This is a genomic window from Ensifer sp. D2-11, assembly GCF_054161295.1.
On sequence record NZ_CP096433.1, the window covers coordinates 1,316,728 to 1,341,073 of the forward strand.

The following is a 24,346-nucleotide window of genomic DNA, read 5'->3' on the forward strand; positions in this document are numbered from 1 at the left end:
CGGAATCGGCTCGTTGCGCCCGGTCTGCAGACCGGGAGCCGCTCACCTCACAGCTTTGAAAAGACCGCGGGAAAGGCTATTCAGAGATCGAGCGGCGGCATGCTTCAACTGTTTTGTGCGTGTCGTCATCCCGGAAACGCTGCACGCTGCGGGCGTGGGGACAGGCGGAGGCGCCATGACGTTCAGGCTTCGCTTGCGGGACTGGCTGCTGGCCAATGATCCGGCCTTTTCCCGGCTGCGGCAGGCGTCCCGCATAACGGCGACCGTGGTGATCTCGGTCGCTCTGCTGATCGCCTTCCATTTCATCGCCACCCCGCTGCCGCCGGCCGCCTACGGACTTGCGATTACCCTTTCGATCGAAGGCGGTCTGGCGGTTCGCGACCGGACGGCATCGGAACAACTGGTCACGCGCATTCTGGCGGTCGTCACCGGCGTTGCGATGGTCACGCTCGCCTCGGCGCTGGAGGGTTACCGGCACGTTTCCGATCTCGTTTTTCTCGTAGTCATCTTCGTGGCAGTCTATGGCCGCGTCTTCGGCCAGCGCTGGTTCGCCATCGGCATGTTCGCCTTCATGTCCTATTTCACCGGAGCCTATCTGCGCCCCTCGCTGGAACAGTTGCCGGCGCTCGTTCTCGGCGCCGGGATTTCAGCGGCTATCGCGCATCTGGTGCGGACCGTCCTTCTCCCGGACGACCGCTACCGCGATCTCCTGCGGGCGATCGCGAGCGTCCAGCAGAGGGTGGATGAAATCCTTCATGGGATAGCGGCGGCTGCGCGCAGGCCCATTCTCAGGGCTGCCGATCGCGGCAAGCTGCATGCGCTGGAAGAGAGATTGAAGGAAGCCGTGTTGATGGCGGAGAGCTTCATTGCGACGGACACCCGCCGCCCGGCGCCGGAACCCGGGGACGTGTCTGCGGACCTCGCCATCGGGCTCTTCGACATTCATCTTGCGGCCGAGAGTGTGATCGTGCTCAGCCTTCAAGCAATGCCACCTGCGGCTGTTGTCGACGCGGTGCTGGCGCATGATGCGGACGAGATGGAACGGGGAATGCAGTCGCTGGGCGAGGCGAACGTCAAACAGCTCGAAGCTGCCAGGGCTCTGTTTTGGCTTCATACGGTTCGAGATCGCCTCAACCGCAGTCTGGCCGACCTGGAGGCGGCGGACCTCGATGAACCGCCTCCGGCGCCATCTCCAGAGCCACCGGCGGCAACGGCTCGCTTTTCCCTCGCCGATCCGGCTTTACGAAGCGCGATCCAGATTACCCTCGCCTCGGGCATCGCAATGGTGTTCGGCCTGATGCTTTCACGCGAGCGCTGGTTCTGGGCGGTTCTCGCTGCCTTCCTCGTCTTCACCAATACGCGCTCCCGCGGCGACACCGCAGTGAAGGCCCTGCAACGGTCGGCCGGCACACTGGCGGGCATCGTCGTCGGACTTGCGGCGGCAAGCGCGATCGGCGGGACCGTCTATATAGTCCTGCCACTGGGTGCGGCCTGCATCTTTCTTGCCTTCTATTTCCTTCCGGTCTCCTACGCGACCATGACTTTCTTCGTCTCGGTCGTCCTCTCTCTCGCCTACAGCCTCCTCGGCGTTTTGACGCCGCAGCTTCTGGAACTGCGTCTCGAGGAGACGCTCGTCGGCTCCGTCGCCGGCGCGGCGGTGGCTTTCGTCGTGTTTCCGACGAAGACCCGCACGACGCTCGATGCGGCGATCAGAAACTGGTGCGACAAGCTCTCCGAGTTGCTGGAGGAGGCAAGGAGGGGGACGTCCGGCCTTGATCTCGTCAGCCGGTCGCAGGCGCTCGACCGCGCCTACAGGGAACTGGCCGCTGCCGCCAAACCGCTCGGCGTTTCCTGGCAGCTCGTCACCCGCCCGGGGCACGTGCGCCAGACGCTGGCGGTGTTCATGGGCTGTACCTATTGGGCGCGCATAGTCGCGCGTAAGATGTCGCAAGACCCGGAAAGCCCGAACGACTTCGCGGCGCAGATCGAGGAAAATCTGAAGCTCGCAAGCAAGGTGCGCGAAACCGGAGCGGACTATTTCTATCGGTCCCGCAGCGTCGCTGCGCCGGTCGAGCGTCATCTGCCGGTATCGCGCGACGATGCCGGCCTTGGACTGGAGATGGTTGCCGTTTCGCTCGAGCGCCTTCATTCGCCGCGCGTTCGGCCCGCCGGGGAGGAGCGCGGGCTTTAAATCCGCGTCCATATATGCGAGGGAAGCGCCGAACAGAAGGCACACAGGCGATGGCAGGCACCAACAGCGAGCGCGAACTTTTGACGGAAGGTCCGGCGATCATTCTCGCCTTTCCCCAGCTCGGCGAGAATATCGGCATGGTGGCGCGCGCCATGGCGAATTTTGGCCTGTCCGAACTGCGCCTCGTCAGCCCCCGCGACGGCTGGCCGAGCGAGAAGGCACGCTCCGCCGCCAGCCGTGCCGATCACGTCATCGACGGCGCCAAGCTTTACGAAACGCTCGAAGAGGCGCTCGCCGATCTCAATTTCGTCTACGCGACCACCGCGCGCGACCGCGACGGCTTCAAACCCGTGCGCTCGCCGATCGTCGCCGCCCGGGAACTCCGCCACCGGTTCAAGGAGGGTGAGAAGGTCGGCATCATTTTCGGCCGCGAGCGTACCGGACTGACCAATGCCGAGGTCGCGCTTGCCGACGAGATCGTGACGTTCCCGGTCAATCCCGCCTTCGCTTCGCTGAACCTCGCCCAGGCAGTGCTGCTCATGTCCTATGAGTGGCTGAAGACCGGCATGACCTCCGAGGACGAGACGTCTTTCCAGGCGAGCCAGCAGCGTCCGGCGACGAAGGAGCAGTTGCATGGGCTCTGCGAGCATCTGGAAGAGGCGCTCGACGCGCGCAACTATTTCCGTTCCGCCGACAAAAAGCCGAAATTGGTCGAGAATCTGCGCGCGGTTCTGACCAGGCCATCCTTTACCGAATCGGAAATCCAGGTGCTGCGCGGCGTCATTTCATCGCTCGACCGTTTCACGCGGGAAAATCCGCGTGGCTCCGCCGCACCGCCCGGGCACAGCAGAAAAGAACAGGGCGGCGGTGACAAAGACTGAGCTGAAGCCCATCCTGGTCTTCGACAGCGGGATCGGTGGCCTGACGGTGCTGCGCGAGGCGCGCGTGCTGATGCCGGAGCGGCATTTCATCTATGTCGCAGACGATGCCGGTTTTCCCTATGGCGGCTGGGAGGAGGGCGCTCTGAAGGAGCGGGTGATCGCTCTTTTCGGTCGGCTGCTTGCCGAGCTTGATCCGGAAATCTGCATCATCGCCTGCAACACGGCCTTTACGCTCGTCGGCGCGGATCTGCGCGCCGCCTATCCGCAGATGACCTTCGTCGGCACTGTCCCGGCCATCAAGCCTGCGGCCGAGCGCACCCGTTCGGGTCTCGTTTCGGTGCTTGCGACGCCGGGTACCGTGAAGCGCGCCTACACCCGCGATCTCATCCAGTCCTTCGCCTCGCAATGTCACGTCAGGCTCGTCGGCTCGGAGAACCTCGCGCGCATGGCGGAAGCCTATATTCGCGGCGACGCATTGGCCGATGAGGCGGTCCTCGCCGAGATTGCGCCTTGCTTCGTGGAGGCGGAGGGAAAGAGAACCGATATCGTCGTGCTGGCCTGCACGCACTATCCTTTCATGGCCAATGTTTTCCGCCGGCTGGCGCCCTGGCCGGTGGACTGGCTGGATCCGGCCGAAGCGATCGCAAGGAGGGCGCGCTCCCTGGTGCCGCTGCCGAACGGGTTCGAACCATTGAACGGCGAGGATCCGGCGATCTTCACGTCAGGCGGGCCCGATTTCGCGACTCGCCGGCTGATGCAGGGCTTCGGGCTGAGAGACATGGCGGATGCCGCATCTGCGGACCGGCGCGAACGGATCTAGATCGGCTGCCGGGCCGCCCGATTATTCCCTGTGGGTTTCGATATTCGGCGGCGCTTGGGGGCACGATCCATGCTAGGTGTTGCCCGTTTTGGCGGTCCAGGCGTGGCTGCGAATCAATCCGCGAAGATGAGGTAATGATGAAAGTCGGCATCGACATGGGAACGACGTCCGAAGGGACTTCGGCCTCGCTCGATATCGAAGAGCTTCTGGCGACACGTCTTCTGGTGCAGGGCAATTCCGGCTCCGGCAAGTCGCATCTGCTCCGCCGTCTGCTGGAACAGTCCGCACCCTGGGTGCAGCAGTGCATCATCGATCCGGAAGGCGATTTCGTCACGCTCGCCGACAAGTTCGGCCATGTGGTGATCGAGGGGGAGCGTACCGATGCGGAGCTCATCGGCATCGCCACCCGCATCCGTCAGCACCGCGTTTCCTGCGTGCTTTCTCTCGAAGGGCTGGATGTCGAGCAGCAGATGCGCAGCGCCGGCGTGTTTCTGAACGCGATGTTCGATGCGGACCGGGAATATTGGTATCCCGTTCTGGTGGTCGTCGACGAGGCGCAGATGTTCGCGCCGTCGGTCGGCGGCGACGTTTCGGAGGAAATACGCAAGGTTTCGCTCGGCGCAATGACCAATCTCATGTGCCGCGGCCGCAAGCGCGGCCTTGCCGGCGTCATCGCCACGCAGCGCCTCGCCAAGCTCGCCAAGAACGTGGCGGCAGAGGCCTCGAACTTCCTGATGGGACGCACCTTCCTCGACATCGACATGCTGCGCGCCGCCGATCTGCTCGGCATGGACCGGCGCACGGCCGAGATGTTTCGCGACCTCAAGCGCGGCTCCTTCGTGGCGCTCGGTCCCGCGCTTTCCCGTCGCCCGTTGAGGGTGACGATCGGTTCGGTCGAGACCTCGGCACGGTCGATGAGCCCGAAGCTGATGCCGCTGCCCGAAGCGCCGCAGGACGTGGCAGATCTGATCTTCACGCCCGACCCGGAGGAATTCACCCGCCCGGTCGTCCGCCGAACCGCGCCGCAGCCGCGCCCCGCGAGCGATATTCTCGCGGAGCTGTCGCGGCCAAGGCCCGAGCCCGCAGCGCCCGCGGAGGCCAAGCCGGCGCAACCGGAAATCTCGGCGGAGGAGAGGGAGGCGCTGATCGGCAGCCTCTTTGCCGAAATCGTCGCAAATCCGGAAGCCGCGTTCAGGCCCGATGCGGAGCTCTACCAGGATTTTCTCGTTCGCTGCCGCATTCGCCGCGTCCCCGGACCGGCACTCTCCTTGAGCGCATTCCGCCGCAAGATGGCCGTCGCCCGGTCGGGAATCGATGCCGAGACGGCGGCAAGCGAGGATTGGGCCTCGGCGCTTGGATTGGCCGACCGGGTGACGGAAGACCTGCAGGCGGTTTTCCTGATGCTGGCACAGGCGGCCCTGCGCGGGCTGCCGTGCCCATCGGACGCCATGATCGCCCGTGCCTACGGAACGCATTCGGCCCGTCGCGCACGGCGATTGCTCGGTTATTTCGAAGAGCAGGGGCTCGTCGTGGTGCATGCGGATTTCTCCGGCAAGCGCATCGTCGCTTTCCCCGATCTCGGCAAGGAAACGGCGCCCGGCGACGCCAATGCTCCGGACACGGGAGATTCAGCGCGCGCGGCCGCCGAGTGAGATTGCATTCGGAAGTAGGCTGAATTTGCCATTGTTCCTGTCATATTCCGTTGACAATTCGCCGCCCAGTGCTTAAAGACCCGCTCAACGCCGGGCAGTGATGCCCGGTGTTTCATTTGACATGTCCCGTGGTTTCTCCGGCAGCGATCGTGAGAGGCCTGTCAGAACCCCTAAAATGGGTTCAGAGGAGGGCGTGTTTCCTTGATCCGGTTTGGCGACAAGCCGGTGTAACACCTTGAAAGGAAATACGATGAGCAAGCGCGAATCGTCCAAGTACAAAATTGACCGCCGTATGGGCGAAAACATCTGGGGTCGCCCGAAGTCCCCGGTGAACCGTCGCGAATATGGCCCGGGCCAGCACGGTCAGCGCCGCAAGTCCAAGCTTTCCGACTTCGGCGTGCAGCTGCGCGCCAAGCAGAAGCTGAAGGGCTACTACGGCGATATCCGTGAAAAGCAGTTCCGTGCGATCTTCGCCGAAGCATCGCGCCGCAAGGGCGACACCCCGGAGAACCTGGTCGGCCTGCTCGAGTCGCGCCTCGACGCGATCGTCTACCGCGCCAAGTTCGTCCCGACCGTTTTCGCCGCGCGCCAGTTCGTCAACCATGGCCACGTCAAGGTCAACGGCGTTCGCGTCAACATCGGTTCCTACCGCTGCAAGCCGGGCGACGTCATCGAAGTCAAGGAAAAGTCCAAGCAGCTCGTTACGGTTCTCGAAGCCGTACAGCTCGCCGAGCGCGACGTTCCTGATTACATCGAAGCCGATCACAACAAGATGGTCGCGACCTTCGTTCGCGTTCCCGCTCTCTCCGACGTGCCGTACCCGGTCGTCATGGAGCCGCACCTGGTCGTCGAATTCTATTCGCGTTAATCGGGCTTCGCCTGAAAGAAATTGGAAAACCGCCCGGAAACGGGCGGTTTTTTTGTACGAAGTTGCCGGACGAATCCCATAAGCTGGAGGGGGCGCAGGAATGACTGTCCTGGCCGAGACCGCTTCCGAAGTGAGAAGTGCCGTATGCGCGAGCCGAAACCGCAAGAAGACCTCCAGGCGATCATCGACGACATCTATCGGGAACTGACGCCGCGCCTCGGCGAAGGGAAGGTCGCGGACTATATCCCTCAGCTCGCACGCGTCGATGCCCGTCACTTCGGCATGGCGATCGTCACGACGGGTGGCGAGGTCTATCGCGTCGGCGATGCGGAGATGCCGTTCTCCGTTCAGAGCATCTCCAAGGTGTTCACGCTCACGCTGGCGCTGGGCAAGCACGGCGAAAACATATGGAACCGGGTGGGGCGAGAGCCTTCGGGCTCGGCCTTCAATTCGATCGTCCAGCTCGAGCATGAGGGTGGCAAGCCGCGCAACCCCTTCATCAATGCCGGCGCGATCAGGATAAGCGACCTCATTCTCGCCGGCCACACGCCGAAGGAACTGATCGGCGAGATCGTTCGCTTCGTCCGTTACCTCGCGGATGACGAGAACATCGTGATCGACCACGAAGTCGCACGCTCGGAGACAGCGACCGGATACCGCAACATCGCGCTTGCGAATTTCATGCGGTCCTTCGGCCGGCTCGATCATCCGGTCGAGCACGTGCTTGGCGTCTATTTCCATCATTGCGCGCTCGCCATGACCTGCAGCCAGCTCGCCAAGGCCGGACTGTTTCTAGCCGCCGGCGGCACCAACCCGCTGACCGGACATTCGGTCGTGTCGCGCCAGCGCGCGCGGCGCATCAATGCGCTTATGCTTACCTGCGGCCATTATGACGGCTCCGGCGATTTTGCCTACCGCGTCGGTCTGCCGGGGAAGAGCGGCGTCGGCGGCGGCATCATGGCGGTGGCGCCGGGCAAGGCATCCATTGCCGTCTGGTCGCCGGGACTCAACGACTACGGCAATTCGCTGCTGGGGTCGCTGGCGCTGGAGATGCTGGCTGCGCGTACGGGATGGTCGGTGTTCGGGCCGTAAGCACGCGGAATGCAGCCGCCCCTCATCCCGCTGCCGCGACCTTCTCCCCGCAGGCGGGGAGAAGGGGACTCGCGGCACCACCTTCGCCACCATGACCATGACCGCCTGCGAACCATCGGGCACGTTCCCTCTCCCCGGCGCGCGCTACGGCATGCACATATCTCTTGTTGTCCAGCCCTTCGCGGACTTACTCCGGAGTGGCGGCATCTGTATTTCCAGCAGTGGCGAGGCTTGCGGATGGGTCCTTGGGATCAAACCCGTAGGCGCTAACATTGGCATTAGCGGTCACCCGCCCCTCATCCGCCTGCCGGCACCTTCTCCCCGCAGGCGGGGAGAAGGGACAAGCGGGCGCGGCATATCCTTTCTCCCCGCCTGCGGGGAGAAGGTGGCGGCAGCCGGTTGAGGGGCAATCCCGACCGAGCGGGGTTGAGGCGGTTGGGTTCCCGAGGGATCCCCTTCATGAGCAGTATCCGCCGCACCGGCGCGCAAGAGATATGTGCATGCCGTAGCCGGCGCGCGGGGAGAGGGTTAGGGTGAGGGGCAAACTGGTTGAGGCCAAGGCTCGCACGCCCGTTTTTTCTTGATCTTCCCGGCCGGACGGGGCAAGTGCTGCTTCAGAAAACAGAGCGCAACCTGCGCTCTGCACAATCCGAGATTGCCGCCATGGAACTCGCACAATCCTCCCCGGACGAGACAGACAGCGTCATTGTCGATGACGCCGCCTTCGAAGGTGCGGCCCATCCGCTTTTTTCGCGCATGCCGTCCTCCGTCTCCTTCAACAAGCTGCGCAAGCGCCTGCTCAGACAGGTGCGCCAGGCGCTCGATGATTTCGGCATGCTCAAGGGCTCCAGGCGCTGGCTTGTCGGGGTGTCGGGTGGAAAGGACAGCTACAGCCTGCTGGCGCTGCTCATGGATCTGCAGTGGCGGGGTCTGCTTCCCGTCGAACTCGTCGCCTGCAATCTGGATCAGGGGCAGCCGAACTTTCCGAAGCATGTCCTGCCCGACTATCTCCGGTCGATCGGCGTCAAGCACCGCATCGAATACCGCGACACCTATTCGATCGTGAAGGAGAAGGTGCCGGCGGGCGCGACCTATTGTTCGCTCTGTTCGCGGCTTCGGCGCGGCAATCTTTATCGCATCGCCCGGGAGGAGGGCTGCGACGCATTGGTGCTTGGCCACCATCGGGAGGACATCCTCGAGACCTTCTTCATGAACTTTTTCCATGGCGGGCGCCTGGCGTCGATGCCGGCGAAGCTTCTCAACGATGAGGGCGATCTGACGGTCTTGCGGCCGCTTGCCTATGCTGCGGAAGACGATCTTGCGAAATTCGCCGCGGCCATGGAGTTCCCGATCATTCCCTGCGACCTCTGTGGTTCGCAGGACGGGCTCGAGCGCAACGCGATGAAGGCGATGCTTGCGGATATCGAGCGGCGCATGCCGGGCCGCAAGGACACGATGCTGCGCGCGCTCGGACACGTGAACGCCTCGCATCTGCTCGACCCGAAGCTTTTCGACTTTCAATCCCTCTCTCCGGAGCCCAAAGAATGAGCCATTCCGTCGACATCGCCGCACTTGCCAATCTGCTGCAGGAAGCGGCGGTAAAGGAAATCCTTCCGCGCTTTCGCAATCTCGGCTCCGGCGATGTGCGGATGAAGTCGGAAGCGATCGACCTGGTGACGGAAGGCGACGAGGCCGCCGAGAGGCTGATCAAGGCGAAGATCGACGCGATTGCGCCGGGGGCCGTGTTCATCGGCGAGGAATCCGTCGCCGCCGATCCGGCGCTCCTCGACAAGCTCGCCGGTGCCGATCTCGCGATCGTCGTCGATCCGATCGACGGCACCTTCAATTTCGCGGCCGGCCTGCCGCTCTTCGGTGTGATGGCGAGCGTCGTCGCCGGGGGAGAGACCGTCGCCGGGATCATCTACGATCCGCTCGGCAACGACTGGGTCATCGCCGAGCGGGGCTCCGGCGCGTGGATGTGCCGGCCCGACGGCACGCAGGAGAGACTGTCGGTCACTGCCGGGGTCACCGTCGAAAACATGGTGGGCGTCGCATCGGCCGGGTTCTACGCGCAGGCCGAGCGCCGCATCGTCATGGGCAATATGGCGAAGGTCCGCATGGCCACGAGCTATCGCTGCGCGGCGCATGAATACCGCATCTTCGCCGGCGGTCATCTGCACTTCCTGATGTATCAGAAGCTCATGCCGTGGGACCACCTTGCCGGCACCCTGATCGCCGAGGAAGCCGGCGCCTATGCGGCCCGTTTCGACGGCTCACGTTATCTGCCCGCGCATACGAATGGCGGGCTGCTTCTGGCGACCGACAGGGATAGCTGGGAGGAGTTGCGGCGGGAGGTCTTCACCGTCTGATCGGAAAAGACCACCCTTTACATGACAGAGGCCGCCCGGTCTTTCCGGGCGGCCTCTGTCATTAGACCCAATGCAATCCGGACGGAAAACCGTTCACATTTTTCCTGGAAGCGCTCTAAAGGTGTCCGCCGCCGTGTTCGTGCGTCGCATCGCTGTCGCCCGGATGGGTGAACAGCTTTCCATTCTCCGCCCAGAGCGTCGCCAGGATGGTCAGCAGGCCGAATAAGGCGTAGCCGCCGAAGAGCGGCTGCAGCGTGCCGTCGAAGAGCTGGCCGACGGCACCGCCGATCAGCGCACCGCCGGTGGTGGAGACGAAACCCGTGACGGCGGTTGCCGTACCCGCCAGATGTCCCATCGGCTCGAGGCTGATGGCGGTGAAGTTGGTGGCGATAACGGCGAAGAACATCAGCAATAGCGAAAACAGGAGATAGCTGATGGCGAAGGCCGGAGTGCCTGCGAGCGACAGGACGTAACCGATCGCAGCAAAGAGGGTGAAGAGGATCATGGCGGCATGCGAGATGCGGCGCATGCCGAAACTGCGTACGAAATAGCCGTTGGCGAAGTTCGCGACCGCTATCCCGCCGGCAGTGCCCGCAAAGGCGATCGGCATCCAGTCGCTGAGGTTGTAGACCTCGCCGAAGACCTGCTGAACGCTGACCACATAGGCGCAAATGACGGCGGTAAACAGGGTCATTCCGATCATGTAGCCGCAGGTGATGCGGTTCGTGAGCACCGTGCGGAATCCGGAAAGGACCGCGCCCACCGATAGCGGCAGACGTTCCTCCTTCGGCAGGGACTCCTTCATCCGTGTCAGCGCCCAGACAAACAGGGCGGCGCCGACGACGCCGATCAGGATGAAGATCCAGTGCCAGTCGGCATAGGCGATCACCACCTGGCCAAGTGTCGGCGCGACGATCGGCACGATCATGAAGACGATCATGACGTAGGACATGACGCGCGCCATGTCGCGGCCGCCGAAACAGTCGCGGACGATCGCCATGGTCGTGATGCGCACTGCGGCACCGCCGATCCCCTGGATGAAGCGGAGCAGGAGCAGCGTCTCGATGCTTTCGACCCAGGAGGCGGCGAACATCGACAGGCTGAAGAGCGCAAGGCCGCCAAGGAGAACGGACCGGCGCCCGAAGGCGTCCGAGAGGCTCCCGAAGAATATCTGGGAGAGGCCGAAGCCCAGGAAGAAGACGCCGATCACGAGTTGCGTATCGTTGGCGTTGGCGACGTCGAGCGTCTGGCCGATGCTTGGCAGAGCCGGCAGCATGCTGTCGATCGCGAGCGCAATGCTCGCGGTCATGACCGCAATGGTGACGATGAATTCGACAAGGCCCATTCCGAGGCGCGCGGCGCCCGAGGCCTGATCGGCGTGGCCCGATGATTGTTCACCGAGCGAAGATTGTTGGGAAACGGAAGTCATGTTGAAAATATCCAAAATGGACTGGGAGGAAAAATCGGTGTGCTGGAGCCAATCCGGTTAGCCGGCCGGATTGTGCGGTTTGAAGAGCTTGCCGCCCTCTGCGATCAGCACGCAGACAAGCGCGACGACGGCGACCGTGAAGAAGCCGACAGCAAGGGGCGTGACGCTGTTATTGAAGGCCTGGCCGATGAAGGCGCCGATGATTCCGCCGCCGATCGTCTGCGTGAAGCCGAGAACGGAAGAGGCGGTGCCGGCCACGTGGCCGAGCGGCTCCATCGCCATGGCGTTGAAGTTGGCGGCGATCAGCCCGAACTGGAACATGGTGGCGGCATGAAGGAGCATGAAAAGCGGCAAAGGCAGCGGCCCGATCAATGAAGCCGACATCCAGATGAAACTCGCCAGCGTGAAGCCGAGAAGTGCTGCATACGACAATGCCCGCATCCCGAACGTCCGGACGAGTCGCGAATTGGTGAAGGAGGCGACCGCCATCATGCCGGCGAAAGCGGCGAAGACGGCCGGAAACCAGACGCCAAGACCATAGATGCCGACGAGAATCTGTTGCGCCGAGTTGATGAAACCGAAGAGAGCGCCGAGGAGGGCCGACGTCGCGAGCGTATAGAACAGCGCCAGCCGGTTCGTCAGCACGATGCGGAAGCCCGCAAGTATGGACGAGGCCGTGAAGGGGCGCCGGTTGGCGGGAGCCAAAGTCTCCCGAAGGCGCAGGGCGACCGGAAGCGCTACGGCAACCGCGAACAGAGCGATCACGACGAAGATCATGTGCCACTCGGAAAAGAGCATGATCAATTGTCCGATGCTCGGTGCGATGACCGGGACGATCATGAACACCATCATCACCAGCGACATGATCTCGGCCATCTGCCGCCCGCCATAGACATCGCGCACGATGGAAACGGTGATGACACGGGTTGCAGCCGCGCCTATGCCCTGCACAAGCCGAAGGAACAGGAGTGCCCCGAAGGTCGGTACGAACACGATCGCAAGAGCGCTGACGCCGTAAAGTGCCAGCCCGCCCAACAACGGTGCCCTTCGCCCGAAGCGATCGGACAGCGGGCCGAAGAAGAGCTGCGCGAACCCCATGCCGAGCAGGTAGGCGGTTATGACGTATTGCCGATGGTTCTCATCCGCCACGCCGAGGCTCGCGCCGATTTCCTGCAGCCCCGGCAGCATGATGTCGATCGAGATCGCGTTGATGGACATCAGCATGGCCATCAATGCAATGAACTGGACTTTCGTCAGTCCGGAGATGGTGGCGGCTTGGTCTATGGGCCTTGTCATTTCATACATCCTGCCGGCTGCAGCTTTCCTGCAGCCGGTTCTTCGCCACGCCGAGCCAGTGCGTGGCACGTTTCGCAATGATTTGGATCTGCTGAATAAACTCAGTCTTTTGTTGTGTCGGATCGAAAAGGACGCAGTACTTGCCGGTGGAAATCGGAGCAGGCCGCACGCCGGACAGGGCTGCATGCGAGACCGCGCGCCCGCTCGTCCATGGCGATTCATGATTGGCGTGAATTTCGCCGCCCGCTCATGAAGCGTATTGAAAATTAGATGCGCGGCATATTGCTTCGGAATCAAAAAAGGCGGTTACCCGCCTTTTCCGATCATCGCGAAGATGCGGTTCGGAAGTGTCAGGCGGCGCCCTTGACGGAGATACCCTGTCCCTGAAGAAGCGACTGCAACTCGCCAGCCTGGAACATTTCCCGCACGATGTCGCAACCGCCGACGAATTCGCCCTTCACATAAAGCTGCGGAATGGTCGGCCAGTTGGAATAATCCTTGATGCCCTGGCGCAGATCGGCATCGGCGAGCACGTTGATGCCCTTATAGTCGACGCCGACGTAATCCAGGATCTGCACCACCTGGCCGGAGAAACCACACTGCGGAAACTGCGGCGTTCCCTTCATGAAAAGAACGACGTCGTTGCTCTTGACCTCGTTATCGATGAAATCGTTGATTCCGCTCATCTCGTCTTCCTTCCTGCGCCGGTTTCAAGGACCGGATATCGATTGGGGTCTAGATAGCACGCATGGACGTGGTTTTCACCACCCAATCGCAAAATTATTGATGGTCCCTCAAAGTTCGGCTTCCGCACCACTCTCGGGGCGGGATGAGGCTTAGAACACGTGATCTAGGCCGAGCGGCGGCGCAGTTTGCTTCGGGAAGCCGCGGTCCGGCGACGGCTCACCTGCTTCTTTGCCGGTTTACGGAAGGCCGCCTCGACGATGTCAGCCAGTATGCCGCCTGACTTGGCTTTCCTGCTTCGCCGTTTCGCCCGCTTGGCCGCGGTTCCGGTCGCTCTGGTTTTCTTGAGGATCTCTTTCAACGCGCTGTCAACGACCCCGCTTACGAGCTCCTTGATCAGGTCGGCCATTTCCGTCTTACTCCGGCGCGCTGGTTTGAAGGGCAAGTGCATGGAGTATGCCGCCCATGTTGCCCTTCAAGGCATTGTAGACCATCTGGTGCTGCTGCACGCGCGTCTTGCCACGAAACGCTTCGGCCACGACTTCGGCGGCATAGTGGTCGCCGTCACCGGCCAGATCACGAATCGTGACCTTTGCGCCGGGAATCCCGGCCTTGATCATGTCTTCGATATCGCCTGGTGCCATGGGCATGATACGCCAACTCCCTTGTTATTCTTGCGGCGCGGCCGCATTGCCGCCGCCCGCTATGAGCTCAAGGGAAACACGATTCAGGGGCCGAAGGCAAATGCTGTTTCGGCCGCCTGCCGGCCGGCGGGTCAATTGTCCGGTGCGAGATCGCCGCCCATGTAATTGGGGAACCACGCTTCATGTGCGGAACGCAATTCATCGACGGATACGGGCCTGGCGTCTCCGAGCTGCACCGCATTCCCGCCTGTCCTGCCGATCACCGGCAGCGCAACGCCGGCGGCTTTTGCACGTGCGGCCACCGTCTCGGCCGAACCCTCGGCCACGGTTACGACATAGCGGCCCTGGTCTTCGCCGTAGAAGACCGGGATCGGGTCGTGTTCCGCAGGTGCATCGATCGTCGCGCCGATGCCGGAAGCGATGGCCATCTCGGCGACGGCGAGCGCAAGTCCGCCCGAGGAACAATCGTGCACGGCCGTAACCAGGCCGTCCTCGATCAAGCCGCGAACGAAATCGCCGACCTTGCGTTCATGGCCGAGGTCGACATGCGGCGCCGGACCGTCGGTGCGGCCGTGTATATCGCGCATGTAGACCGACTGGCCGATATGCGTTCCCCAGCTCTCCGGAGCGCCGGCGAGCAGGATGGTTTCGTTCGCCGCCGCAAAGCGAATCCGCGCCATCTTCGACCAGTCGCGGACGAGGCCGACGCCTCCGATGGTGGGGGTCGGCAGGATCGCCTGGCCGTTGGTCTCATTGTAGAGCGAGACGTTGCCGGAGACGATCGGGAAGTCGAGTGCCTGGCAGGCTTCGCCGATGCCTTTGATCGCATGGACGAGCTGGCTCATGATCTCCGGCCGTTCGGGATTGCCGAAGTTCAAATTATCGGTCGCGGCGAGCGGCAGCGCGCCGGTCGCAGTCAGGTTTCGCCAGCACTCGGCGACCGCCTGCTTGCCGCCCTCGAACGGATCGGCTTCGACATAGCGCGGCGTAACGTCCGAAGAAAAGGCAAGTGCCTTCGTCTCATGGCCCTCGACGCGGATCACGCCGGCGTCGCCGCCCGGCAGCTGCAGCGAATTGCCCTGGATCAGCGTGTCATATTGCTCATAGACCCAGCGGCGCGAGGAATTGTTGGCGGAGCCGACGAGCTTCAGAAGCGCATCGGAAACATCAGCCTGCGGGACGTCGTTGGTGGCGAGCGGCGAGGGTGCCCTTGCCGGCGTCCAGGGGCGGTCGTATTCCGGCGCCTCGTCGCCGAGCTCCTTGATCGGCAGGTTCGCCACTTCTTCGCCCTGGTGCAGGATGCGGAAACGCAGATCGTCGGTGGTCTTGCCCACGATCGCGAAATCGAGGCCCCATTTGACGAAGATCGCCTTGGCTTCCTCTTCCTTTTCCGGGCGCAGCACCATCAGCATGCGCTCCTGGCTTTCGGAAAGCATCATCTCGTAAGCCGTCATGCGCTCTTCGCGCACCGGCACCTTGTCGAGATCGAGTTCGATGCCGAGATCGCCCTTGGCGCCCATTTCGACGGCCGAGCAGGTGAGGCCGGCAGCGCCCATGTCCTGGATCGCAATGACCGCGCCGGTCTGCATCAGCTCCAGGCAGGCTTCGAGCAGGCATTTCTCGGTGAAGGGGTCGCCGACCTGAACGGTCGGGCGCTTCTCCTCGATCGACTCGTCGAACTCGGCCGATGCCATCGTCGCACCGCCCACACCGTCGCGTCCGGTCTTGGCGCCGAGATACACGACCGGGAGGCCGACGCCTTCCGCCTTCGAGTAGAAGATCGCGTCGGTCTTGGCGAGCCCCGCCGCGAAGGCATTGACGAGGATGTTGCCATTGTAGCGCGCGTCGAACTCGACTTCGCCGCCGACCGTCGGCACGCCGAAGGAATTGCCGTAGCCGCCGACGCCTGCAACGACGCCCGAGACGAGGTGGCGGGTCTTCGGGTGATCCGGCGAACCGAACCGCAGCGCGTTCATCGCCGCTACCGGACGCGCACCCATCGTGAAGACATCACGCAGAATGCCGCCGACGCCCGTTGCCGCTCCCTGGTAGGGTTCGATGTAGGAGGGATGGTTGTGGCTCTCCATCTTGAAGACGACGCAGTCACCGTCGTCGATGTCGACAACGCCGGCGTTCTCGCCAGGGCCCTGGATGACGCGCGGCCCCTTGGTCGGAAGCGTGCGCAGCCATTTCTTCGAGGATTTGTAGGAGCAATGCTCGTTCCACATCGCCGAGAAGATGCCAAGCTCCGTAAAGGTCGGCTCGCGCCCGATCAGGTTCAGGATGCGTTCGTATTCGTCGGGCTTGAGCCCGTGCGAGGCGATCAGGTCCGGGGTGATTGGGCGGGTGTTGGAAATCGTCATCGTCGACCGTCAAATCCTTCGGGCGGCGCGCAGCCCTCGCTTCAAGGGAAGGCGCGTGCGTACCGCAACGTAACAGGGGCGCTTTGCGGCTTCTTTAGCCTATGCTGCGGCGCGGCGCGACAGAAAAATACGGCCGATCAACAGGGCGGCAGCCCGGATTTCAGCCAGGCGGACCGGGGATCTAGATCACGATGTTTTCAGGTCGGGTCGACCTGAGTTTATGACGGCTGCTGCGAGATGGATGATGGCGTTGGTGCTCTGGTGGGTTTATCGGCGCGTAGGGCGGTGCGGACAAGGTTGCCGAGCGCGTCGGTCAGCGCGGGGAGGACTGCAATCTCTCCTCCTCATCTCTGTGACGAGCACAGGGATGAGGAAATCAAACAAGTAGCGGCGGGTATCCCAAATCTCAACAGGCCTTAGAACGTGTAGCCCAGCATCAGCCCCGCACGCGTGAGCCCGTCGTTCGGGCCGTCGCAGAGGTTGGCATTGGACGCATGCTCGACCGTGGCCGAGAGATTCCAGTGGTCGTCGAACCGGTAGCCCGCGGCCGCATATTCGCGAAACAGCAGCCGGCAGCCGAGTTTCGGTCCGTCCGATCCATCGTCATTGAGATCGCCGTCATGCACCGTGGCACCGGCGCCCAGCTCGATGAAGAAACGCTCGGTGATGTCGGCATCCCAACTCAAGCCGGCGTAGATCTCGCTCGCGCCGCTCGACGAGGTCGCGACGGAGGCGCCGGCATGGATCCGCGGCCGCAGGATTTTTTCGGCAAGACCGTTTGCGCTGCCGGCGCCGAGTGGATCGAAGAACACTGTAACGGAAGGGAAGACCCCGTCTTCCTGATTTGAGCCGTCGCCGATCGAGGTCGTGGCGCCGAACCGCAATTCATCGAAGACACTTTCTGCTGCACCGGCCTGGGAATTACCGATGAGTGCGCTCGAAAGTGTCAGGGCTGCTGCAATGAATATAAACGGTCCCCGACCTGCAAACGAGCGGAAATCTCTCATGCTCAAACCTTCCAGTGCGAATCAATCTGTGCGGGATCAGAAGCAAGAGTAGATTGCCGAGGCTTGCGCGAAAGTCACCTTTAAAAACTAATCAATCGAAACTGTCGTATCCGGCCCGCCCGCTGTCGAGAAGCCGGCGCAGTATTTCGAAGCCTCTTCGCACCTCGGATCGTTCGGTGGGCGAGGAGAAACCGACGCGGATACGGTGAAAAACCCGGTCGGAGCGTCCGGCCTTGAATTCATCCTCATCGTCGATGAGCACGCCCTCCTGCAGGGCGGCCTGCTTGAAGGTTCCGGAAAGCCAGGGCTCGGGCAGCTTCAGCCAGAAAAACGGGATTTTCGGATGCGAGTTGAAATCGAAGCCCGTAAAGATCTCGCGCGCCAGAGCTTCGCGTGCGCCGATTTCCTCGACGCCACGATTGCGCAATACCGACGCCGATCCGGAGAGGACCAGACGGGCGCAAAGTTCCGCGAGAATGAAAGGCAGGCCGCCGCTCACCATCTTGTGGGCGACGCGGATGCGCTGGCTGAAATGCGGCGGGCAGGCGACCCAGCCGCCGCGTACGCCGGCAGCAACGGACTTCGAAAGACCGCCGACGAGGAAGGTCCGCTCGGGCGCCAGTTCCATCAGCAACGGGAGCGGGTCTCCGGTCATGGAACCGTAGAGATTGTCCTCGACCAGCCAGACGCCGTATTTGCGCGCGATCTCTGCGATTGCCTGGCGCCGGTCGAGCGGCATGACCGCGACCGTGGGGTTCTGCGCGCCCGGCATCAGAAAGGCGAGTTTCGGGTGCTGCTGGGCACAGACACGCTCGAAATCTTCCGGCCGCATCCCGAACTCGTCACTTTCCACCAGCGCGATCCGCCGGCCAATGAGGCCGGCGCTGCGGCTGATCTGGGAATAGGTCAACGTCTCGAAGGCGATGCGGTCGCCAGGGGAGGTGACGGCCGAGATCACCGCGACGACGGCGGCATGAGCCCCAAGCGTCGGAACGACCGTTTCCGGTCCCGGCCGGAAATTGCCGCGTGCCAGCCATTGAGACCCGGCCTCGAACCAATGATCCGGAAAGTTGCGGGCATAGCTCGCAATGTCCCCGTGATGCTCGCGGCTGATATCTCCAAGCAATTGCGCCAGAATGTCGCCCTGTCCGATATCAGGAGCGGCGGTGCTGTCGAAGCGGAGCTTGCCGGCCGGGGCTATGAGCGGGCGTGTCCCTGAAAGCGACGTCGTCAGCGGATCCGACTGCTCCGGCGGCCGGCTTTCCGGATGATCGAGAACGTAGGTGCCGCGGCCGACCTCGCCGCTGACGAGACCACGTTCGCGGACAATGCCGTAGGCACGCCCGATCGTGCCGATCGTCACGCCGACATCGAAAGCGAGATTGCGCTGGGGCGGCAGCTTCGTACCCGCGGGCAGGGTGCCGTTGCCGATCGCCTCTTCGATCTGGTCGGCAATGCGCGCGTAAAGCGGCCCGTGACCTTGTTCAATGTCGGGAAGCCAAGTTGTCATAGTGACAATTCTCTATATTGCGCGACATTCTGTGTCAATTATCTCTAAGGCAGCAGATGCAATGCGAGCAATGGTGATGACAATGGGTGCAATTGATGCAATTCGGCCCTCGGAGCGAAATCCGCGGCCACCGGCCCGCTTCGGCATTGATTCACGATGTGGCGCGGGAAACGTGTTGTCGCGGCTTTGGCAGCTTTATTGCGCGCTCGCGTCCAAAAGGCGCAGCCGGCTGGCGCTCGACGAACTGAGCACGCATCTGCTCGACGATATAGGCGTGAGCGAAAAGGAGGCGCGGCGCGAGTCGGCCGTCCCTTTCTGGCGGTAGGGTGTCCGGCAAATGTTTCCTCCCTCACCCCTGAGAGACACGGGAATGAGGGCAATGAGAGCGTCGCCACGCGGAAGGTGGCGTTGCCGAAGATGGTCGGATCAGCTGCAGCCTTTGCCGCCGGCGGCCCAGCGGCGCACATCCGCGGCGATGCGCGTCCCTACGGGCTCGCTCATCAACGGGCCGAAGGCCTGCAGGCGGGCGGGTTGACCCTCGGCCTCGACCACGGCAAGCGGGCGCGATTCCGGTGATTTGCGCGGGACAATCAGGATGCGCGGGCGTCCGGAGAAGGAGTTGAGTTCGGGGGCGAGGCGATAGGCTTTGAACGCCGCATCACCCGACTTGAACCAGCAGCCGCTCGCGCCGAGAGCGACGCGCTCCATCGTCGGCAGCGCCGCGGAATTTGCGGCCGGTGCGGCGGGACGCCCCGACTGGCAAGCGGCGACAAGCGTCAGGCTTGACGCAACGCAGGCGAGCGCAAGGGAACGTCCGTTAAAAATGGATGACATAGGAGGTCTCGCGGAACTGGTGGGGAATGCCGCCTTCCAGCGGCGACCGGAGCAATTTCAGAAAGTACGAAGCGGTTTTCCACCCGTATTGCTACATGACAAAGCTTAAGCAGCAATTACGTCCAGCGCGGAGGCGAAGAGTCCTCGGCCGTCCGCGCCGCCGTGAGCGGACTCGATCAGGTTTTCCGGGTGCGGCATCATGCCGAGCACATTGCCCTTCGCGTTCAGGACGCCGGCAATGTCGTTGACGGAGCCGTTCGGATTGGTTCCTTCGGCATAGCGGAACACGACCTGGCCATTGCCTTCGATTGCCTTCAACGTTTCAGCATCGGCGAAATAGTTGCCGTCATGGTGGGCGACGGGGCTGCGGATCACCTGACCCTTGGCGTAGGCGCGGGTGAAAGCGGTGTCGGCGTTGACGACTTCGAGCTTCACCTCGCGGCAGACGAACTTCAGCGAGGCGTTGCGCATCAGCGCGCCTGGCAGGAGGCCCGCCTCGACGAGGATCTGGAAACCGTTGCAGACGCCGAGTACGCGCACGCCTTGCTCTGCCTTGGCCTTGATCGCCTGCATCACCGGCATGCGTGCAGCGATCGCGCCGCAGCGCAGGTAGTCGCCATAGGAGAAGCCGCCGGGAATGACGATCAGGTCCACATCCGGGATTTCGGTCTCCGTCTGCCAGACGGTGACCGGCGCCTTGCCGGAAATCTTCGTCAGCGCCGCGATCATGTCGCGGTCGCGATTGAGACCAGGAAGCTGAACGACGGCGGACTTCATGACGTACCTATCTTGCCTTTGCCCCCGGCATATAAGGATTTCCGGGGCTGTTTCAACGCAGTGCAATGGCCGCCCCCGCCGTCAGGCGAGGGAGATGCTGTAGTTTTCGATAACGGTGTTGGCGAGCAGCTTTTCGCACATGGCCTTGAGGTCGGCTTCCGCCTTGGCCTTGTCGGCGGTTTCGAGCTGAAGATCGAAGACCTTGCCCTGCCGCACCTGGCCGATGCCGTCAAAGCCGAGGGCGCCGAGCGCGCCTTCGATCGCTTTGCCCTGCGGGTCGAGAACACCGTTCTTCAGCGTCACGGTTACGCGTGCCTTGATCACTTTTGCTTATCCCCGAGATTACTTGACCAGCACCGGACCCGAACCGCGCGGCGGCTCGTTTTCATTGATGATGCCGAGGCGGCGGGCCACTTCCTGATAGGCTTCGACAAGTCCGCCCATATCGCGGCGGAACCGGTCCTTGTCCATCTTTTCCTTCGTCTCGATGTCCCAGAGACGGCAGCTGTCGGGGGAAATCTCGTCGGCCAGGACGATGCGCATCATGTCGCCCTCATAGAGGCGGCCGCATTCGACCTTGAAGTCGACGAGCTGGATGCCGACGCCGAGGAAGAGGCCGGAAAGGAAATCGTTGATGCGGATGGCGAGCGCCATGATGTCGTCGAGTTCCTGCGGGCTCGCCCAGCCGAAAGCCGTGATGTGCTCTTCGGAGACCATCGGGTCGTCGAGGGCGTCGGCCTTGTAATAGAATTCGATGATCGAGCGCGGCAGTACGGTGCCTTCCTCGATGCCGAGGCGCTTGGCAAGAGATCCGGCAGCAACATTGCGCACGACGATCTCGAGCGGAATGATTTCCACTTCCTTGATCAACTGCTCGCGCATGTTGAGGCGGCGGATGAAATGGGTCGGAATGCCGATCTTGTTCAGATGGGTGAAGATGTACTCGGAAATCCGGTTGTTGAGCACGCCCTTGCCGTCGATGACGTCATGTTTCTTCTTGTTGAAGGCGGTGGCGTCGTCCTTGAAGAACTGGATCAGCGTGCCCGGTTCCGGACCCTCGTAAAGGATCTTGGCCTTGCCCTCGTAGATACGGCGGCGACGATTCATGGATCTGTCTCTGTGGTTGTTGGCGCTCTTGGGAGGCGCATTGGGAATTTTCTCAGCGGGTCCATATCCGAAAAGAAGACAATTAACAATCGGCGTGTCTTTCCATCCCCGGATTAGATTAGGCTATCATGAAAGTCGCCGAAGGCGAAAAGGCGCATTGCACTTTCGAGAGCCTTTTGGTTTATGCGATGGTGCTTCGGGCAGTATGTTTTTGAGGGAGATCGATTGATGACCACGATGCAGGATCGCGAGAAGGCTTTCGAGGCGAAGTTCGCACTGGACGAGGAGTTGAGGTTCAAGGCGACCGCACGCCGCAACAAACTGCTTGGCCTTTGGGCCGCCGGTCTGCTCGCCAAGTCGGACCCGGAAGCCTATGCGAGCGAAATCGTCGCCGCGGACTTCGAAGAGGCCGGGCACGAGGACGTCGTGCGCAAGATCAAGACCGATTTCGATGCGGCCGGCGTTGCCATATCCGAAGACGACATTCGCGTCCGCATGATTGAGTTGCTCTCGGAAGCGGTCGCACAGCTACAGAAAAACTGAACCGATACCGTGAGGCCGTAGCCCTTCATCTCCCCATTTTTGATGAGAGAAGGGGCAAGCGGCCCGCCTTTCGAGTCAAATGGCAAAGGAGCGCCGAGCCTGCCGCGAGTCCCCCTTCGCCCCGCTTGCGGGGAGAAGGTGCCGGCAGGCGGATGAGGGGCATTTTGGAGGACCGGCGTCCAGTCTGGAAGCGCCTTACGCCCGCAGGCGGCTCAGGAACTGGGCGAAGACCATCGAGCCTTCCGGCCAGGGGCCGTGGCCGGACTCCGTGTTGATGTGGCCGGCGTCGCCGGCATCGACGAGCAGCGATCCCCAGGCGTTGGCGATGTCGCCGGCGTGCTCGTAAGAGCCGAAGGAATCGTTGCGGCTGGCCACCATGACCGACGGGAAGGGCAGGGGATCGCGCGGATAGGGGCCGAAGGTCATCAGGTGTTTCGGCCGGATCTTCGGATTGGCGACGTCCGGCGGAGCAACCAGGAATGCGCCGGCAATCTGCCGCGTGCAGTGAGGCAGTGCGTGGATCGCCGTGGCAACGCCGAGCGAATGCGCGACGATGACGACAGGCTTCTCAGCGGCGTTGACCTCCTCGATCATGCGCGCCACCCAATCCTCCCGCACCGGCTTCGACCATTCTGCCTGCTCGACGCGGCGCGCGGTCGACAGTTTGCGCTCCCATCGGGTCTGCCAATGGTTCGGGCCCGAGTTGGTGTAGCCGGGAACGATGAGGATGTGCGTTTCGGAAACCTTCATGATCGTCGCGATTTGAAGTCGAAAAAGGCCGAAGTCAAGGCGGAGGCGACAGAGGCCGCATTTTCTGTATAATCGCACTCACAGCCGCGGTTCGACAGCGGCCCATCTTTTACCGCTGTCGCGGGGCCGTGGCTGCTCTGGTTCGTTGAGGAGTGTGAGCCATGACAACCTTCCATGTTCTGTCGGGGGCAGATCCGACCGTCACGCATCCCGGCATACGAAAGATTGGCATTGCGGATGTGTTCGACGCGTTGCGTCTCGGGCTGGATGACTTCCGGGAAAAGCCGTCGCATTATGTTTTTCTGTGCCTCATATATCCAATCGCCGGCGTCGTGCTGATGACGTGGAGTGCGGGAGCGAACATGCTGCCGCTGCTCTATCCGCTCGCTTCCGGCTTTGCCCTCATCGGGCCTGTTGCCGCCATCGCCCTCTACGAGGTCAGCAGGCGTCGCGAACTCGGCATGGACGCGCGATGGCCGCATGCAATGCGGCTGCATCGCCATCCGGCAATCCCGTCGATCCTCGCGGTTGCCGCTGTCCTCTTCGTGATCTTCGTCGTCTGGCTGCTCGTCGCCCAGGGTCTTTATGTAACCATGTTCGGTCCGACGCCTCCGGCTTCTATCTCGGAGTTCTGGACCAGTGTGACGACCACCGAGCAGGGGTGGAACCTCATCCTCGTCGGCAATCTCGTCGGATTCGTCTTTGCCGTCGTCGTGCTGTCGATCAGCGTCGTGACCTTCCCGCTGCTGCTCGATCGCGACGTCGGTGCGCTGACGGCGATGGAAACCTCCGTCAGAGCGACGCTCGCCAACCCGGTGCCGGTGGCCCTGTGGGGTTTGATCATCGCAGCCGGACTGGTGATCGGCTCCATCCCGATCTTCGTCGGTCTTGCCGTCATCATGCCGATCTTCGGCCACTCCACGTGGCATCTCTACCGCAAGCTGGTGGAACCTGTCGGGGCGGCGCGATAGCGTCTCTCGAGCGGGGCGTTGGACGGCAGCAGCCCTCAACGCCCCGTGCCTCGATCCGGTCCTCCACTCAAGGTCAGCGAAAGAACTTGTAATAGGACGAGATCTGGGCCGCCGTGTTCGAGGACAGGTTCAGCTTGATGCCGATCCTGTCACCGCGAGCCCAGCGCACCATGCCGGAGAGAAAGCCGAGCTCCTCGCTCCGGATCGTCACCTCCTGGCCTGTCCGTGCGCCGATATCGAAGAGCAGCCTGAAGCAGATGCCTTCGTCGGAAAGATCCACCACAATCCCGTTGGTCGAACCCGTCTTGCAGGTGACGGTTCCGGTTATCTTGGTCTCTTCGCGCGAAGAGGCACGCTGAACACTGTCCTTGTAAACCATGGTTTCCTCGAAACCTGATTGAGACAGCTGCAATCTTCACATGGAGCACCTAAAGGAACGCTAAAGACTTCGCCCGCATTTGAGCGAAGGACGTCAAATGCGGGCCATGGAAGGACGCGCGCCAACCAGGGATCGGCGGTTTCTGTTCTACAGCGCCACGCGTCTTATCAGACGCGCAA

At 62.5% G+C, this 24,346-nt stretch carries 25 protein-coding genes; 11 read left to right on the forward strand and 14 right to left on the reverse strand.

What is annotated here, in order from left to right:
- Nucleotides 1-175: 175 nt before the first annotated feature.
- The 8 genes from M1D34_RS06295 to M1D34_RS06330 all read left to right on the forward strand — a co-directional run bounded on the left by M1D34_RS06295 (nt 176) and on the right by M1D34_RS06330 (nt 9,873).
- On the forward strand, nt 176-2,191 hold the full coding sequence (locus M1D34_RS06295) for an FUSC family protein (protein ID WP_498781222.1): 2,016 nt from the start codon (nt 176-178) through the stop codon (nt 2,189-2,191).
- Between the two features lie 50 nt (nt 2,192-2,241).
- Entirely contained in the window at nt 2,242-3,072 is an 831-nt protein-coding gene (locus tag M1D34_RS06300) for an RNA methyltransferase (protein ID WP_010969469.1), read from the forward strand.
- Nucleotides 3,059-3,892: a glutamate racemase gene (murI, locus tag M1D34_RS06305; RefSeq protein ID WP_498781224.1), complete on the forward strand. Its 834-nt coding sequence runs from the start codon at nt 3,059-3,061 to the stop codon at nt 3,890-3,892. Before M1D34_RS06300 ends, murI begins: the two co-directional genes overlap by 14 nt.
- Before the next feature lie 137 nt (nt 3,893-4,029).
- Nucleotides 4,030-5,544 carry a helicase HerA domain-containing protein gene (locus M1D34_RS06310; protein ID WP_498781226.1) on the forward strand — a complete coding sequence of 505 codons (1,515 nt, stop codon included), beginning with the start codon at nt 4,030-4,032 and terminating at the stop codon, nt 5,542-5,544.
- Nucleotides 5,545-5,794: 250 nt separating this feature from the next.
- On the forward strand, nt 5,795-6,412 hold the full coding sequence (gene rpsD, locus M1D34_RS06315) for a 30S ribosomal protein S4 (RefSeq protein ID WP_003533017.1): 618 nt from the start codon (nt 5,795-5,797) through the stop codon (nt 6,410-6,412).
- Between the two features lie 144 nt (nt 6,413-6,556).
- Complete coding sequence (locus M1D34_RS06320) at nt 6,557-7,504, forward strand: glutaminase (protein WP_498781228.1); 948 nt, start codon at nt 6,557-6,559, stop codon at nt 7,502-7,504.
- A gap of 663 nt (nt 7,505-8,167) precedes the next feature.
- Complete coding sequence (ttcA, locus tag M1D34_RS06325) at nt 8,168-9,052, forward strand: tRNA 2-thiocytidine(32) synthetase TtcA (RefSeq protein WP_027990653.1); 885 nt, start codon at nt 8,168-8,170, stop codon at nt 9,050-9,052.
- Nucleotides 9,049-9,873 carry an inositol monophosphatase family protein gene (locus M1D34_RS06330; RefSeq protein WP_027990654.1) on the forward strand — a complete coding sequence of 275 codons (825 nt, stop codon included), beginning with the start codon at nt 9,049-9,051 and terminating at the stop codon, nt 9,871-9,873. Before ttcA ends, M1D34_RS06330 begins: the two co-directional genes overlap by 4 nt.
- Before the next feature lie 115 nt (nt 9,874-9,988).
- Here M1D34_RS06330 and M1D34_RS06335 read toward each other — a convergent pair whose 3' ends face one another.
- From M1D34_RS06335 to M1D34_RS06370, 8 genes are all read right to left on the reverse strand, one after another.
- Nucleotides 9,989-11,302, reverse strand: coding sequence for a multidrug effflux MFS transporter (locus M1D34_RS06335; protein ID WP_013844494.1), 1,314 nt, complete (start codon nt 11,300-11,302; stop codon nt 9,989-9,991).
- A gap of 57 nt (nt 11,303-11,359) precedes the next feature.
- Nucleotides 11,360-12,607, reverse strand: coding sequence for a multidrug effflux MFS transporter (locus tag M1D34_RS06340; protein WP_498781231.1), 1,248 nt, complete (start codon nt 12,605-12,607; stop codon nt 11,360-11,362).
- Nucleotides 12,608-12,948: 341 nt separating this feature from the next.
- Complete coding sequence (gene grxD, locus M1D34_RS06345) at nt 12,949-13,284, reverse strand: Grx4 family monothiol glutaredoxin (protein WP_003531377.1); 336 nt, start codon at nt 13,282-13,284, stop codon at nt 12,949-12,951.
- Nucleotides 13,285-13,448: 164 nt separating this feature from the next.
- Nucleotides 13,449-13,691 carry a hypothetical protein gene (locus M1D34_RS06350; RefSeq protein WP_013844493.1) on the reverse strand — a complete coding sequence of 81 codons (243 nt, stop codon included), beginning with the start codon at nt 13,689-13,691 and terminating at the stop codon, nt 13,449-13,451.
- A 7-nt stretch (nt 13,692-13,698) separates the two neighbouring features.
- Nucleotides 13,699-13,932, reverse strand: a complete 234-nt coding sequence (locus M1D34_RS06355) for a BolA/IbaG family iron-sulfur metabolism protein (RefSeq protein WP_003531391.1) — start codon at nt 13,930-13,932, stop codon at nt 13,699-13,701.
- A gap of 125 nt (nt 13,933-14,057) precedes the next feature.
- A complete protein-coding gene (gene purL / locus M1D34_RS06360; RefSeq protein ID WP_010969461.1) occupies nt 14,058-16,289 on the reverse strand; it encodes a phosphoribosylformylglycinamidine synthase subunit PurL in 2,232 nt (743 codons plus the stop codon).
- A 416-nt stretch (nt 16,290-16,705) separates the two neighbouring features.
- Nucleotides 16,706-17,296 (reverse strand): acyloxyacyl hydrolase, encoded by a 591-nt coding sequence (locus tag M1D34_RS06365; RefSeq protein ID WP_127541526.1) that lies wholly within the window; start codon nt 17,294-17,296, stop codon nt 16,706-16,708.
- Nucleotides 17,297-17,387: 91 nt separating this feature from the next.
- Entirely contained in the window at nt 17,388-18,806 is a 1,419-nt protein-coding gene (locus M1D34_RS06370) for an aminotransferase-like domain-containing protein (RefSeq protein WP_127541525.1), read from the reverse strand.
- A gap of 175 nt (nt 18,807-18,981) precedes the next feature.
- Here M1D34_RS06370 and M1D34_RS06375 point away from each other — a divergent pair, with 175 nt between their 5' ends.
- Nucleotides 18,982-19,131: a DUF1127 domain-containing protein gene (locus M1D34_RS06375; RefSeq protein WP_017263638.1), complete on the forward strand. Its 150-nt coding sequence runs from the start codon at nt 18,982-18,984 to the stop codon at nt 19,129-19,131.
- Nucleotides 19,132-19,232: 101 nt separating this feature from the next.
- Here the strand turns inward: M1D34_RS06375 and M1D34_RS06380 are convergent, their stop codons facing one another.
- The 4 genes from M1D34_RS06380 to purC all read right to left on the reverse strand — a co-directional run bounded on the left by M1D34_RS06380 (nt 19,233) and on the right by purC (nt 21,524).
- On the reverse strand, nt 19,233-19,640 hold the full coding sequence (locus tag M1D34_RS06380) for a hypothetical protein (RefSeq protein ID WP_028010898.1): 408 nt from the start codon (nt 19,638-19,640) through the stop codon (nt 19,233-19,235).
- 105 nt (nt 19,641-19,745) lie between these two features.
- Entirely contained in the window at nt 19,746-20,417 is a 672-nt protein-coding gene (purQ, locus tag M1D34_RS06385; RefSeq protein ID WP_013844491.1) for a phosphoribosylformylglycinamidine synthase subunit PurQ, read from the reverse strand.
- Nucleotides 20,418-20,498: 81 nt separating this feature from the next.
- Nucleotides 20,499-20,741 (reverse strand): phosphoribosylformylglycinamidine synthase subunit PurS, encoded by a 243-nt coding sequence (gene purS, locus M1D34_RS06390; RefSeq protein WP_003531405.1) that lies wholly within the window; start codon nt 20,739-20,741, stop codon nt 20,499-20,501.
- An 18-nt stretch (nt 20,742-20,759) separates the two neighbouring features.
- Nucleotides 20,760-21,524: a phosphoribosylaminoimidazolesuccinocarboxamide synthase gene (purC, locus tag M1D34_RS06395; RefSeq protein ID WP_003531407.1), complete on the reverse strand. Its 765-nt coding sequence runs from the start codon at nt 21,522-21,524 to the stop codon at nt 20,760-20,762.
- A 228-nt stretch (nt 21,525-21,752) separates the two neighbouring features.
- Here purC and M1D34_RS06400 point away from each other — a divergent pair, with 228 nt between their 5' ends.
- Nucleotides 21,753-22,067 (forward strand): DUF1476 domain-containing protein, encoded by a 315-nt coding sequence (locus tag M1D34_RS06400; protein WP_003531408.1) that lies wholly within the window; start codon nt 21,753-21,755, stop codon nt 22,065-22,067.
- A 195-nt stretch (nt 22,068-22,262) separates the two neighbouring features.
- Here M1D34_RS06400 and M1D34_RS06405 read toward each other — a convergent pair whose 3' ends face one another.
- The gene (locus M1D34_RS06405; protein ID WP_003531424.1) at nt 22,263-22,817 is read right to left on the reverse strand and encodes an RBBP9/YdeN family alpha/beta hydrolase; all 555 of its coding nucleotides are present in this window, start codon (nt 22,815-22,817) and stop codon (nt 22,263-22,265) included.
- Between the two features lie 161 nt (nt 22,818-22,978).
- On the opposite strand from M1D34_RS06405, the gene M1D34_RS06410 reads away from it, so the two are divergent.
- A complete protein-coding gene (locus tag M1D34_RS06410; protein WP_498781238.1) occupies nt 22,979-23,788 on the forward strand; it encodes a DUF2189 domain-containing protein in 810 nt (269 codons plus the stop codon).
- 73 nt (nt 23,789-23,861) lie between these two features.
- Here M1D34_RS06410 and M1D34_RS06415 read toward each other — a convergent pair whose 3' ends face one another.
- Nucleotides 23,862-24,167, reverse strand: a complete 306-nt coding sequence (locus M1D34_RS06415; RefSeq protein ID WP_003531426.1) for a PilZ domain-containing protein — start codon at nt 24,165-24,167, stop codon at nt 23,862-23,864.
- Nucleotides 24,168-24,346: the final 179 nt, after the last annotated feature.